10 protein-coding genes are annotated in these 13390 nt (G+C 51.7%); 4 read left to right on the top strand and 6 right to left on the bottom strand.

The genetic code is table 11. From position 1 onward, the window contains the following. The first annotated feature begins 269 nt into the window (after positions 1-269). On the top strand, positions 270-440 hold the full coding sequence (locus BN8_RS33240) for a hypothetical protein (RefSeq protein ID WP_009281837.1): 171 nt from the start codon (positions 270-272) through the stop codon (positions 438-440). A gap of 49 nt (positions 441-489) precedes the next feature. Here BN8_RS33240 and BN8_RS10480 read toward each other — a convergent pair whose 3' ends face one another. Beyond that, complete coding sequence (locus tag BN8_RS10480; RefSeq protein ID WP_009281836.1) at positions 490-1542, bottom strand: spore photoproduct lyase family protein; 1053 nt, start codon at positions 1540-1542, stop codon at positions 490-492. A gap of 391 nt (positions 1543-1933) precedes the next feature. Here BN8_RS10480 and BN8_RS10475 point away from each other — a divergent pair, with 391 nt between their 5' ends. Then, positions 1934-3121, top strand: coding sequence for a glycosyltransferase family 61 protein (locus BN8_RS10475; protein WP_009281835.1), 1188 nt, complete (start codon positions 1934-1936; stop codon positions 3119-3121). A 44-nt stretch (positions 3122-3165) separates the two neighbouring features. On the opposite strand, the gene BN8_RS10470 is transcribed toward BN8_RS10475, so the two are convergent. Beyond that, positions 3166-4041, bottom strand: a complete 876-nt coding sequence (locus tag BN8_RS10470) for an SDR family oxidoreductase (RefSeq protein WP_009281834.1) — start codon at positions 4039-4041, stop codon at positions 3166-3168. Positions 4042-4140: 99 nt separating this feature from the next. Here BN8_RS10470 and BN8_RS10465 point away from each other — a divergent pair, with 99 nt between their 5' ends. After that, positions 4141-4581, top strand: coding sequence for a winged helix-turn-helix transcriptional regulator (locus BN8_RS10465; protein ID WP_009281833.1), 441 nt, complete (start codon positions 4141-4143; stop codon positions 4579-4581). A gap of 65 nt (positions 4582-4646) precedes the next feature. Here BN8_RS10465 and BN8_RS10460 read toward each other — a convergent pair whose 3' ends face one another. The 3 genes from BN8_RS10460 to BN8_RS10450 all read right to left on the bottom strand — a co-directional run bounded on the left by BN8_RS10460 (position 4647) and on the right by BN8_RS10450 (position 10508). After that, positions 4647-7841, bottom strand: a complete 3195-nt coding sequence (locus BN8_RS10460) for an efflux RND transporter permease subunit (RefSeq protein WP_009281832.1) — start codon at positions 7839-7841, stop codon at positions 4647-4649. A gap of 105 nt (positions 7842-7946) precedes the next feature. After that, entirely contained in the window at positions 7947-9116 is a 1170-nt protein-coding gene (locus BN8_RS10455; RefSeq protein ID WP_009281831.1) for an efflux RND transporter periplasmic adaptor subunit, read from the bottom strand. A gap of 51 nt (positions 9117-9167) precedes the next feature. Further along, complete coding sequence (locus BN8_RS10450; RefSeq protein ID WP_009281830.1) at positions 9168-10508, bottom strand: TolC family protein; 1341 nt, start codon at positions 10506-10508, stop codon at positions 9168-9170. A gap of 463 nt (positions 10509-10971) precedes the next feature. Between BN8_RS10450 and BN8_RS10445 the strand changes: the two genes are divergently transcribed. Continuing rightward, positions 10972-12675, top strand: a complete 1704-nt coding sequence (locus BN8_RS10445) for a glutamine--tRNA ligase/YqeY domain fusion protein (RefSeq protein WP_009281829.1) — start codon at positions 10972-10974, stop codon at positions 12673-12675. A gap of 161 nt (positions 12676-12836) precedes the next feature. Here the strand turns inward: BN8_RS10445 and BN8_RS10440 are convergent, their stop codons facing one another. Beyond that, complete coding sequence (locus BN8_RS10440; RefSeq protein ID WP_009281828.1) at positions 12837-13376, bottom strand: hypothetical protein; 540 nt, start codon at positions 13374-13376, stop codon at positions 12837-12839. Between the last annotated feature and the right edge of the window lie 14 nt (positions 13377-13390).

Raw genomic sequence — 13390 nt, 5'->3', positions numbered from 1 at the left:
AATCTACTAATTCTGTAGATTTATAATATTAACAAACGTATTTATAACCAGCATTCCGTATGAAACTAATCAGGTATTACGCGCCTACGGAAACCGGCTCGAGCGATAAAACCGCAGGACGGGGGCAGCAAAAATCGAATGGTGGCGGACACAATAGCCCAAGTCAGGGAAATCACGGTGGAAACCGGAGTGGTAATAATAACGGCGGACATTCTGAACCGAACAATCCCGGCCGTGCAAACAAGGATCAAGGTTAATCAACAGAAGCTATGAACCAGTTCATTAAGTACTATTCCCCGCAGAGTGCGGGCGGTAACAGCACCAAAAATCAGAAGGAGGAAGGTACCAAGCACGGTAACAAACGTCACCGAAGCGAGGGCAATCAGGACAACGACAATAAGCCCGGCAAAGGCAAGCAAAATGCGAACAGTGTGGATTAGCGTAGGGCATGGGGCAAGGGGTTACTTGCCCCATGCCCCATGCCCTACGCTAAAAAATATACCGAATTTCACACCAGGGTATCTCCTCCCGCACCATTTGCCCGAACACCTCAATCATCTTGGCCTTCAACTGGTGGTCGTAGCGAATATTCCAGCCTCCGTACTGGCTACGTTTGTTTTCCTGTAGCTCGGGTACCCACAGCAGTTCTTCTGCCTTCGGATTGATGGCCAGATTCGCCTGATGCTGCCATTGGTTGTGCGTCAGGAAAATCACCTCACTCTTTAACTGCGCTTTCACCTCGGGCCGTACGGTTGCATCCAGTTGACGAAATAGCTCCCGGTAATCGTCGCGCCACTGGCGTCGATCGCCCGGATTGCTCCCATACACAATGACGGGTGAGAAATTGACATGTACCTCATAGCCAGCATCATAGAAGTCATTGATGGCAGCGATACGTTTTTCAATGGAATCGGTTCGCACATCGACAAGCTTGCTGACGTGCGTCGGCATCAGACTAAACCGGATGCGCACCTTACCCTTTGGGTCAAACGCCAGCATATCACTATTCACAAATTTGGTTGCAAAGGTTGCCTTGGCCCGTGGATGGTCGCGATAGAACTCGAACACTTGCCGAATGCCATCAGACAATCCGTAATCGATTGAAATGTCGGAGTTGCAGCCAATGTCGTAGGTATGATAGACGGGATCGGTCTGGTTCGGCTCCTTCGGCCAGGGCAGCGTATGAACGTGCTTATCAACCGCTCCCATAATTTCGTCAACGTTGGTAAACAGCGTAATTGGGTTTACTTTCTTATGCCGGTCAACGTAGCAATACGCGCAACCGCCGAAACAACCATTTGCCAGACTCGGCGCGATGTAATCAGAACTTCGACCGCTCCATTTAATGTCCTTCGTCTTGAGCTTACCAAGCACTAATACATCGGACTTTACCTTAAAATGATTCATGCCCAGTTCAGGTAATCGGTTATGTTGCGTAACCTGCAAAATTTCTGCATCCGGATACTGGCTCATGATAGCTTCGCCACGCTCATTAAGCGCATCGGCGGTATATAAAAGCATTTTGGGCTTGAAATCAGGCATGAATGTTTTGTTGAGTAAGTTACATTAATAACAGGCAGCAAGCAGGTATAGTTCGACTTGGCTACTCAACAAGTCGCTGTCTAACAATGCATTATCAAATTGTTTTATGTCAAAAATAACTTGATTCGCTTACGTTGAATAATACTCTAAACGAGTTTGAAAATCTGTTCAATTCACTGTCATACTCACAAAAGCAGGCAATTATTTCTCATCGTTTAATGGCTCGTAAAAAAGCGTATCAACTCAATCAATTTTCTTTTTCTTCTACAGCTAAGATTGTATACTAAGCCGAAAGTAGCGTTGTAGCGTACGGAGCATTCAACCATTATTAACTAATTAGTTACCTCTTACAAACTATTCTATACGTCCCTATTCATTCTACACTCTTTAGATGACCAATCTGTACAAATTATACACATCATTTACCCGAAATGGACCTGCTTTTTTAGCCATTACAACGAAGGAATGGCTGATTCAGCAAGGTAAAAATTTGCTAAAGCGATTGGGTTTTAATTTTCTGACAAAAGGGCAAACCGAAACCTATCTGCAACCTTTCCAGATTGCCACCGAACCAGGTAGCACACTCCGGCTCCCTTCGGTCGCCAATGAATCAAAACCCGGTAAACTAATCTTTACCGAAAAAGTGGTTACGTTTCCACCAACCTTCGTTTGGCACGTCAGCGCTCCGGGTGGCAAAGCCCGTCAGCTTGTTACCGGCAGTATGATGTTGAATCACAACGTTTTAAAAACGGACTACCGGCACAGGGATTTACTCAAGACGTATATACGCCCTCGCATTCGGCGGAAAGTTGGGACGGAAACCTTACTGGCCCCCTGGAGCCAGGTGTTCGATGACATGTGGTTTGGTGGGTATTACGACTTTATGCTGCTTGTTGCGGCCAAAATCTGTCGGATTCGGGAATCCCTGCCGGAATCCGTTTTTTCAGAAGCCATTGTTGCGTATCCCTTGCTGGGCACCTCGTATGAACGGGATTTCATGAACCTGATCGGTCTGCGGGATAATCAGGTTGTGGATAGCCGACTTTATAACGTAACGTTTTCGGACTGTGTACTGGGAAACAGCAACAGTTGGATCTATCCGAACGTAGCGGATATTCAGTCACTGAAAAGGCAGGTAGAAGCCCGGGTTTCTACCACCCCAAGCGAACGCCAACGTATATACATTAGCCGTGCCGGTCGTCGCCGGATTCGGAACGAAGCCGAATTGATCGTCGCCTTAAAATCACTTGGTTTTCAAATTATTGAGGATAAACCACGGTCCATTGCCGAACAGGTACGGCTTTATAAAAGTGCGTCATTTATAATCGGGCCTCATGGCGCATCGTTCACCAACATCATCTGGTGTGAGCCGGGAACATATCTTTTTGAGCTGTTTTCGCCAACGTATACTCCAGACTACTTTTTATACCTGGCTCAGGTTATGAACCTTCGGTATACGGCCTACAGTCACGGGGAAGCTGATGACCGCTTCGGTATCAGCGACGATATGTACGTAGCTGTACCGGAGCTTGTTAACCGGCTACGTACGTTGCTCGACACACCAATTCAAACAAACTAACCCCCACAGCCGGGTTGACACCATAGCCGTGGGGATGAACTCGGTTATGCACGTACCTGATTTGCGCGCATTTGCTCAGACACGTACTGCGTCAATCCTTTGGGCTGTCGGCCCAGCAAGGTTGCCAGCGTAGCACTGGCTTTTTCTAACCGATGCTGTTTCAATGCCTCCGTCATGCCAACCATTGCCTTTACCAGAAAGTCAGGCAGATTCCCTTTCTGTAAACCCTCTTCCAGTGCAGCACCTGGAATATCAACGTACGTGATGGCCTCCTCAAGTTGCTGGCCAACCACAGTTGCGATGTCGGTAAAACTGTGTGATTCACCGGTGTTGATGTCATAAGCCTGATTATCGTGACCGTCTGTGGTTAAGACAACGGCCAGCGCTTCGGCAATATCGTCGCGGCCAGCGAACACCAGGCGACCGTTCCCGGCCGGAAAGTAGATCGCTTTACTTTCGGCTGGATTGCCGATCAGCAGGGGCAACGTTTCCAGGTACCAGCCGTTGCGGAAAAACGTATACGTTAACCCTGATTCGATGATGTATTGCTCCGTATCGGCATGAATAGCCGCAAATGTAAACGGCGATGCGGGATCGGGGTCAAGAATACTTGTGTAAACAACGTGCTTGGCACCTGCCTGCCTGGCAGCATCAACGGCCGTGCGGTGCTGCTTGATACGTACCTCATTGGGTGCGTCGCCTGAAATAATCAGTACCTTTTCGGCACCCTGAAACGCCCGAACCAGACTGTCGAGATCGTTGAAATCTCCGTGTCGAACGGTAGCGCCCCTACTGGCTAATTCGGAAGCTTTCTCTGGTTCGCGAACACTGACAATTAACTGATGTGCGTCAACGCGTTGAAGCAATTGCAGCGCCGTTGCCCGGCCCAGATGTCCATTACCGCCTGTGATTGCAATCATGATTTTGTGTTTGTTTGTGTCAATAGTTACTTTTAAGAACTCAATACTAAAGCGTAACTATTGCTTTCACAAGAAGGCATTTTGACCATACTAAGGCACATGGAAGGAACTATTGTTGAGAATCAATCGGAAAAAATTTCGAAAGGGCTCGAAAAAATTTTCACCCCTGCCCCCCTGCAGGTTCCTGGCTGTCCGGTTCGGGACGTACTGGATCGTATTGGCGATAAATGGTCAATATTATCCGTTCTGCACTTAGGTCATTCCGGGAAACTGCGTTTTAATGAACTGCTACACCGGATTGACGGCATTTCGCAACGCATGCTGACGGTGACGCTGCGTGGGCTGGAGCGCGATGGTTTCGTCTCCCGGCGGATCTTCGCCGAAGTACCACCGCGAGTTGAATACGAACTGACAACGCTGGGAATGAGTCTGCTCGATCAGGTGCTGGGTCTGGCGGTCTGGGCGCAGGACAACATGGGCGATATCATGGCGGCCAGGGCCGCCCACTCCACTGAATCTGGCTTTAGAAGCCACTCCTAAACAATACAGCCGGATCGACATACGTCGATCCGGCCGCAGCATGTTACGTCTTGTACAGGCAGGGACTACTTATCCACCATCTGGGGCTGCTCCTGGGGTTTCTCTTCTGATTGCTGCGCTTTTTTCCGCAGTTCTTCCAGTCCTTTTTTGCCGTATGCCAGTCGGGTGATGCCCACGTATAACACCGGCACGACGAAGATTGCCAGCGACGTAGCCGCCAGCATCCCGCCCAGCACCGTCCGACCGATCGTAACCCGGGCAACAGCCCCGGCTCCACTCGCAATGGCCAGCGGCAGTACGCCCAGAATAAAAGCCAGCGACGTCATCAGAATTGGGCGCAACCGTAACCGCACGGCCTCGATGGTCGATTGCAGCAGGTCTTCACCCCGATCGACCCGTTCCTTGGCAAATTCCACGATCAGGATCGCGTTCTTGGCCGCCAGACCGATGAGGGTGATCAGCCCGATCTGTGCATAAATATTATTACTCAGATACGGGAACAGTATAAGGGCCACAATGGCCCCCAGCGCCCCAATCGGTACCGATAGCAGCACCGAGAACGGCACGGACCAGCTTTCGTAGAGGGCCGCCAGGAACAGAAATACGAAGCCAATTGACAGCGCGAAGATGTAGACCGAGCTGTTACCCGCTCCGATTTCTTCGCGGCTCAACCCTGAGAAATCATACGAATACCCGGCGGGCAGCGTCTTTTCGGCGACTTCGCGCAGCGCCTGAATGGCCTGACCACTACTGTATCCCTCCCGCGCTCCACCGTTTATTTCGACCGACCGGAACAGGTTGAAGTGCGAAATCAACGGCGCGTTTTCAATGACGTTCGTAGTCATGATGGTACTGAGCGGAATCATCTGGCCGGCCTGGTTGCGCACGTAAAAGTCCTTCAGGTTTTCTACGTCGGTTCGGTAGGCCGTATCGGCCTGCGCCACAACGCGGAACTTACGTCCATAAATGATAAAGTCGTTGACGTATTGGCTACCCAGATACGTCTGCAAGGTTCGGTACACATTGCTGACCGATACACCCAGTTTTTTAGCCTTATCGCGGTCCACCTCCACGCGGTAGGCCGGGCTTTTAGCCGTAAAGTACGAGAAAGCACGGCCAATTTCAGGCCGCTTGTTCAACTCACCCAGGAAGTTCTGTACAACCGCGTCGAACGCTTTAACGTCGTCGTTGGTCTGCCGCTGCTGGATCTGGAACGTAAAGCCAGAGCTCTGCCCTAGTCCCGGAATAGCCGGCGGCTGAATCACCTGTACGCGGGCATCGTACAGACCCGATAACGCCCGCTGCAATTTGCCTACCAGCGAATCGGCCTGCATACCCGATGCCGTCCGTTCTTCCCAGGGTTTCAACTGGATAAAAATAGTACCGCTGTTCGACTTCGACGCAAACGTAATGGCGTTCAGACCACCCAGCGCCGAGAAGTGGTTCACGTAGGGCTGCTGCTTCAGAATACCCATCATCCGGTTCAGCACCGTCAGACTTCGTGAAGTCGACGCAGCTTCCGGAATCTCGTAGGTAACGATCAGACGCCCTTCATCCTCCGTTGGAATGAAGCCCGTAGGTTTGGCCCGAAACAGGAGCGCCGTGCCGATGTACACAACCACCAGCCCGACAAGCACCAGCGGAGTGGCTTTAATCAGGCGTCTAACACTGTTAGAATACGAATCCGTAACCCGGCCAAACCATTGATTGAACCTGAAAAAGAAGCGGTTAAGACCTTTGGCGTTTTCGTCAATGTGCTGAGGCCGCAAAAGCAGTGTACACAAAGCCGGTGTCAGCGACAGAGCCACGAACGCCGAGATCAATACCGACATAGCGATGGTAATGGCGAACTGCTGATACAGCCGCCCGACGATGCCGGGAATGAAACCTACCGGAACGAACACGGCAGCCAGAATCAGCGCAATGGCGATAACCGGAGCCGATATTTCACGCATGGCCTCAATCGTAGCGTCCCTCGGCGACATCCCCTTGTCGATGTTGGTCTGCACAGCCTCTACCACCACAATGGCATCATCCACAACAATACCGATGGCCAGTACGAAGCCAAATAGTGTCAGGGTATTGATCGTGAAACCGAGCGGAATAAACAAGGCGAACGTACCGATAATGGATACGGGAATGGCCAGCAACGTAATGAGCGTAGCCCGCCAGCTTTGCAGAAACAGGAACACCACCAGAATCACCAGACCGATGGCCTCCAGCAGGGTTTCAACCACTTCGCCGATCGACACCTGAATAACCGATACCGATTCGAACGGCACTACGTACTCGACATCTTTCGGAAACGTTTTCTTCAGTTCCTCCATTGCCGCGTACACCCCCTCGGCCGTTGCCAGCGCGTTACTGCCCGGCAACTGGTACACCAGCAGATAAGAAGCCCGATTACCATCTACGAACGAGTTGCTGGCATACGAAAACTTGCCCAACTGGACCCGCGCTACGTCTTTGAGGTACACCAACGCCCCTCTCGACGGGTCGCTGCGGACAATAATGTCGTTGAACTCGCTTTCTTTGCTGAGTCGGCTGTTGGTAAAAACCGTGTATTCAAACGCCTGCGACGAGGGTTGTGGAGGTCCGCCTACCGATCCGCCCGCAACCTGAAGGTTCTGCTCCTGAAGGGCCGCGATCACCTCATCGGCAGTCATACCCAGTTGGGCCAGCCGATCAGGCTTCAGCCAGATCCGCATACTGAAATCGTCGGCCCGGCTGAAAATATCCCCTACGCCATCGACCCGCAGCAGGGCATCACGGATGTAGATGTTGGCATAGTTGTCCAGAAACGATACGTTGTGGGTTCCCTTCGGCGAATAAATTGCCACCAGCATGAACAGCGACGGATTTCGTTTCCGCACCGTTACCCCCAGGCGGTTTACCTCTTCCGGCAACTGCGGTTCGGCAATACCCACGCGGTTCTGTACGTCCAGTGCGGCAATGTTCACGTCCGTACCGACGTCGAACGTTACGTTCATGCTCATCCGCCCGTCGTTTGTCGCGTTGGTCTGGACATAGCTCATACCGGGGGTACCGTTCACCTGGGTCTCGATTGGAGTCGCTACGGTCTGCTCCACCGTTTGTGCATCAGCTCCCGTATACGTACCCGTCACCTGCACAACTGGGGGCGTAATGTCGGGGTACTGACTGACCGGAAGCCCCAGAATAGCCAGAATCCCGAGGGCCACAATCACAATCGAAACCACAATCGCGGTTACCGGCCGTCTTATGAAAATTTCTGCGAACATAGTTTTTAAAATAGGGAGGAAAGGCGGAAGGAGAAGAAGACGAAAGGAGCCGCATGGGTTAATCCTCTCCTCCCTTTCATCCCCTTTCTCCCTTTTCTCCTTTGTTTATTTTACCGATGCCGTTTGTTTGCCGGTCGACTGCCCCTGGGTACCAGCCTGCCCCGGCGGATTCACGTTAACAACTGACCCTTCCCGGACCTTCTGCGTCCCCTCCGTAACGACGACTTCCCCCTCGTTCAGGCCTTCCTTCACGATCACCTTATCATTGATGCGTGCCCCCAGCGTTACTTTTTTCTGGGTCACTTTGCTGCTATCGCCCACTACATACACGAAGTATTCGCTCATTTGCTCCGTAACGGCCTGGTACGGAATCAGCAGTTGGGGTGCGTTGGTGCTGTTTTTCACCATTACGTTGCCGTTCAAACCGGCTTTGAGTTGCCCTTCAGGATTCGGAAATGCCAGCCGAACGCGAAGCGTACCCGTTTGCGGATCTACCGCCCGGTCGATAGTCAGAATCCGGCCCGGATACGCGTAGCGGCTGCCGCTCGGCAACATCAGTACGAACAGTGAATCGCGGGGCGGTGGCGATTGACGCATCAACTGCGTAAACCGCGAAATTTCCGTTTCGTCGATCGCGATGTCCACCGCAATTGGATTATCCGCCGAAATGGTATTCAGCAGTGTTTGTCCGGGCGTTACGGCTGCGCCGAGTCGTACCTGCGAGATACCGATGGTTCCGTCGAAGGGGGCGTAGATGGTTGCGTACTCCAGGCTGGTCTGCACCTGCCTTACGTTAGCCTGAGCCGCAGCTACCTGCTGCTCCGCCGATGCCAGCGTAGCCTGCGCGTTATCTACGAGTTGCCGGGCTACGGCGTCCTGCTGAGCCAGGGTATTGTACCGCTCAGCATCTTTCTGGGCCCTAACAAGGTTCGCTTTGGCCGCATTCAGGTTGGCAACCGCCTGATCGTAGCTGGCGCGGTACTGCTGCTGGTCGATGGTATAGAGCTTTTGCCCTTTCCGGACCCGTTTGCCTTCCTGAAAGAAAACGCCCGTAATGTACCCCGATACCTGCGGTCTCAGTTCAACTTCGGTAACGGCCGTAACCGACGCCGGATAGGTATCGTAATACGTCGCGCTGCTTTTCGTGGCTTTCACAGCCGTAACGGGAGTCGGCGGGGGTGGTCCCTGCTGCTGCTGTTCCGATTTGTTTCCACCACAGGCCAGCACGAACAGTGATCCGAGGAGGATAAACGCTTGCTTATAGTATGCACTCATATAAATTACCAATCAATATCGTTGTCGTATGCTGATCTGATACCGTTACGTTCAGAACTGTATGGCACCAAGTGCCCGCTGCACATCCAGTTTGCTCGACAGCACCTGAAACAGCGCGTTGTAAACCGCCAGCCGGGCCGTTCGCAGGTCGGCTTCGGCAACAATCACATCCAGGTAGGCTTTGATACCCGATCGATACTGAAGACTGATGATGCGATAGACATCCTGCGCCAGGGCCAGGTTTTCACGCAGGGCATTGTAGTTGGCCAGATTACCCTTGTAATTAGCCAGCGCCTGAGCGTACTCAGCATCGACAGCACTGGTGAGTGCAGCCAGGTCCCACTGCAACCGCCTGACCTGCAATTCAGCAATTTTTATCTGCTGTACCCGTCGCCCTCCCTGAAAGATAGGCACCCCCAACGTCAATGCAATCAATGAGTTAGGAAAACTCTGCGAGTAGAGTTGAGGAAATACGTTGTTCTGGTACAGAAAGTTATAGTTTGCGTTGGCCGAAACCGTCGGCAGGTAGGCTTGTTTGTTATAACGAACGTTGGCATCCAGTAACTGCCCCTGCGTACGCAACAACTGATACTCAATGCGATTTTGCGGGTTTACGAGCTGACTCGTATCCAGCGCCACTTCATTGGCTACCTGAAGGGTATCGTACGTCACTGCCAACTGGCCGGTGGGCGGGTACCCCATCAACTGCTTCAGGATTTGGTATTTAGCCCCGATCAGATCTCGATACTGTTTCAACTGCGCACGCGTGTTGTTGAGCGCGATCGTCGCCCGTTGTACGTCCGTTTTATCGACAATACCGCTCTGGTACTGGTTGGTAGCATCCTGTAAGCTACGCTGTAGCCGAACAATATCCTGGTCAAGAACCTCAACCTGCCGTTGGGTCAGCACCAGGTCGTAGAATGCTTTGCTAACATTAACAACTACCTCGATTTTGTTGCTCACCGTTGTCTGGTTGGCCTGTGTCCGGTAGGCATCGGCTGTCCGGTTAGCGAGCAGTAAATCGCGGTTAAATACGTTCTGGGTCAACGAAAACGAAAACGCCGAGGTGTTTTTCGCCCCCAACTGCACCGGTCGTCGTTCGCCCGTTGCCTGATCAGGAATGAGCGTTACGGGGAGCCGCAGGTAATGCTGAATATTGTAGGCAAATCCGATTTGCGGATACCAGGCCGACAGGGCACTCCGAACATTACGATCAGTGATTTCCTGATCGATCAGTGTCTGCCGGACAATTGGCTGATTCTTAAGTGCGTACTGAATGCAGTCGGAGAGATAAGCCGGCTCCGTCAGGGTGGGAGTTGCCGGTTGAGCAGAGGTTACAGTTGATAATGTCCAGACAAGGCAAAACAACAAAACAGACGAACAATATTTCATAGTGCAAGAAGGACTGCCATGTAGCCCCGTCAATACGATAGCAAATCGTAGCCGCTTATAACGGCTAAACGGTATGCACGAATTACAAACCACATAACATCGCCAGTTTGTTCAATTTGCCGAATAAATTGTTGAAACACGGAACTTTTCTAAACGAATCCAGCAACACTCTCATAATCAACATATTAAGCAATTTTACTTAAGCATACTCCGGGCAAATAACTGGCTAACTGATACCTTTTCGCTTTTCGGGAGCACCAAAAAAAAGTCAAAAACTGATTAAATGTACTTGTCAAAAATATTTTGTCTGATTTTGATACAATAGCCTTGTGTAAGGCTACGGCCAGGACGCGCCTGTTAAACACCCACCGCCCACCGACTCAGGCTCGATCTTCCGCCTGTTATTTGCCAAAACCGCGCAATAGCCGTAATTTCGGGGCTTTACCAAGTACAACCTGGCCGTATGACTGAAGCACCCAAAGAATCAAGTGAACGTTCGCTGAACTTCATTGAACAAATTGTTGAAGAAGATATTGCCAACGGCAAAAACGAGGGCCGGGTGCACACACGGTTTCCGCCCGAACCGAACGGCTATCTGCATATTGGCCACGCCAAATCCATCTGCCTGAATTTTGGGCTGGCTGACGAATACGGCGGCAAAACCAACCTCCGCTTCGACGATACCAACCCAACCACCGAAGATACCGAGTACGTTGAGTCGATCAAGGCCGACGTTCGCTGGCTGGGTTTTGACTGGGAAAACGAGCTGTACGCATCTGACTATTTTGACCAGCTCTATGATTTTGCCGAGACCATGATCCAGAAAGGGCTGGCTTATGTCGACGACTCGACGTCGGAGGAGATTGCCGCCCAGAAAGGGACACCAACCGAACCGGGTACGAATAGCCCCTACCGTGATCGGAGCATTGAGGAAAACCTTGATCTATTCCGCCGGATGAAAGCGGGCGAGTTTCCGGATGGTGCAAAAGTGTTGCGGGCCAAAATTGACATGACCTCGCCGAACATGCACTTCCGCGACCCGATTATGTACCGGATCAAGCACGCCCACCATCACCGGACCGGCGACAAGTGGTGCATTTACCCCATGTATGACTTTGCACACGGGCAGTCGGACTCCATCGAGCATATTACGCACTCGCTTTGTACGCTCGAATTTGTCGTCCACCGGCCGCTGTACGACTGGTTCATCGACAAGCTTGCTATTTTCCCCTCGCGGCAGATCGAGTTTGCCCGCCTGAATCTGACCTATACGGTCATGAGTAAGCGGAAACTGCTCCAACTGGTAAACGAAGGGCACGTAAACGGCTGGGATGATCCGCGCATGCCGACCATCTCGGGTCTGCGTCGGCGTGGGTACACCCCCGCCAGCATCCGCGACTTCTGCGACCGGATTGGTGTGGCCCGGCGCGAAAACATGATCGATGTGGGATTGCTGGAGTTTTGTATCCGCGAGGAGTTGAACAAAACTACCGACCGCGTCATGGCTGTGATCGACGAAAAACCGCTGAAAGTCGTACTCACAAATTACCCGGAAGGCCAGACGGAGATCATGAAAATTGAAAACAACCCAGAAGATGAGTACGTGACCGAGCGCGACGTTCCGTTTAGCCGCGAGGTGTACATCGAACGGGATGATTTCATGGAGAACCCGCCGAAGAAGTACTTCCGGTTGTTCCCCGGCGGCATGGTTCGGCTCAAGGGCGCCTATATTATCAAGTGCGACGAGGTTGTGAAAGACGACGCGGGCGAAATCACCGAACTGCGCTGTACCTACATTCCCGAAAGTCGTTCTGGTTCCGATACGTCGGGTATCAATGTAAAAGGAACGATCCACTGGGTGTCGGTGCCCCACGCGGTCGAAGCGGAGGTCCGGCTGTACGACCGGTTGTTCACCGTTGAGGACCCATCAGGTGAAGAAGGAGATTTTAAAGACTTCATCAATCCGGATTCTCTGCAGGTTGTCCGGGCGTTTGTAGAGCCAAGTCTGGCTCATGCGCAGCACGGTAACGCGCTGCACGGCGGCCGCTTTCAGTTCATGCGTAAAGGGTATTTCTGCGTCGACCCAGATTCAACAGAAGGCAAACTGGTGTTCAACCGGACTGTGACGTTGAAAGATACGTGGGCGAAGGAAGCAAAGAAAGGGTAAGCTTTTACAGGGGCAAGCGGCTCAAAAGTAAACTTTTGAGCCGCTTTTTTATTGAGTAAAGGCTGTGGATCCGACGTATTTGCGCGCCATAATAAGATATGGAAAACCTGCCTGACCCTGAGCATTAAAACAAACGAGCCGGATTCAGTCCGGCTCGTTTGTTAAGCAGTTGTCTGCAATTCTTTCAGTTCCAGCAACAGCGTCCACTGCTCCGAGTCGAACCACTCGCGAATGGGCATATCAACCAGGTCGTGATCAATGGCGTAATGCAAAGCTTCCATAACGCGGGCGTGTTTATCAACCGAATAGCCCACTTTTGCGTAATAGTCCGTCAGGAACCGATGTTTATCGGTAGCCAGCAGGGAACAGCCTAGGCCGGTAGCCGTATCACGAATCAGAATGGGATACGTATTCCAGAATTCCAGGGCCGCTTTCTCGCGCTCCGGTTCAAACAGATCAGCGCGTACCTCGTCCGTCAGCACAAACAGATCGACGTAGTAATAGCCTGATTTGTTCAGATTCAGCAAAAAGCCCCGGTCTACAAGTTCACCGATTTCTTCCGCCGTAAAACCCGGTCCTTCCTGACCAAATTTATACATGGTGGCGTATTGACGGGAATGAATCAATAACAACAGCAGGTACTGATTGGGTGTCAATTTATACCGACATAGCGCGTCGATATTCATTTCTATAGTTTTCATTAACTGTACAAGTT

The organism is Fibrisoma limi BUZ 3 (assembly GCF_000296815.2).
Classification (GTDB): Bacteria; Bacteroidota; Bacteroidia; order Cytophagales; family Spirosomataceae; genus Fibrisoma; species Fibrisoma limi.
This window is presented reverse-complemented; position numbering and strand designations above follow the sequence as displayed.

Coding starts and splice junctions, on each gene's coding strand:
- BN8_RS10445 (WP_009281829.1), top strand. CDS start 10,972: ATGACTGAAGCACCCAAAGAATCAAGTGAACGTTCGCTGAACTTCATT.
- BN8_RS10455 (WP_009281831.1), bottom strand. CDS start 9,116: ATGAGTGCATACTATAAGCAAGCGTTTATCCTCCTCGGATCACTGTTC.
- BN8_RS10460 (WP_009281832.1), bottom strand. CDS start 7,841: ATGTTCGCAGAAATTTTCATAAGACGGCCGGTAACCGCGATTGTGGTT.
- BN8_RS10465 (WP_009281833.1), top strand. CDS start 4,141: ATGGAAGGAACTATTGTTGAGAATCAATCGGAAAAAATTTCGAAAGGG.
- BN8_RS33240 (WP_009281837.1), top strand. CDS start 270: ATGAACCAGTTCATTAAGTACTATTCCCCGCAGAGTGCGGGCGGTAAC.
- BN8_RS10450 (WP_009281830.1), bottom strand. CDS start 10,508: ATGAAATATTGTTCGTCTGTTTTGTTGTTTTGCCTTGTCTGGACATTA.
- BN8_RS10440 (WP_009281828.1), bottom strand. CDS start 13,376: ATGAAAACTATAGAAATGAATATCGACGCGCTATGTCGGTATAAATTG.
- BN8_RS10475 (WP_009281835.1), top strand. CDS start 1,934: ATGACCAATCTGTACAAATTATACACATCATTTACCCGAAATGGACCT.
- BN8_RS10480 (WP_009281836.1), bottom strand. CDS start 1,542: ATGCCTGATTTCAAGCCCAAAATGCTTTTATATACCGCCGATGCGCTT.
- BN8_RS10470 (WP_009281834.1), bottom strand. CDS start 4,041: ATGATTGCAATCACAGGCGGTAATGGACATCTGGGCCGGGCAACGGCG.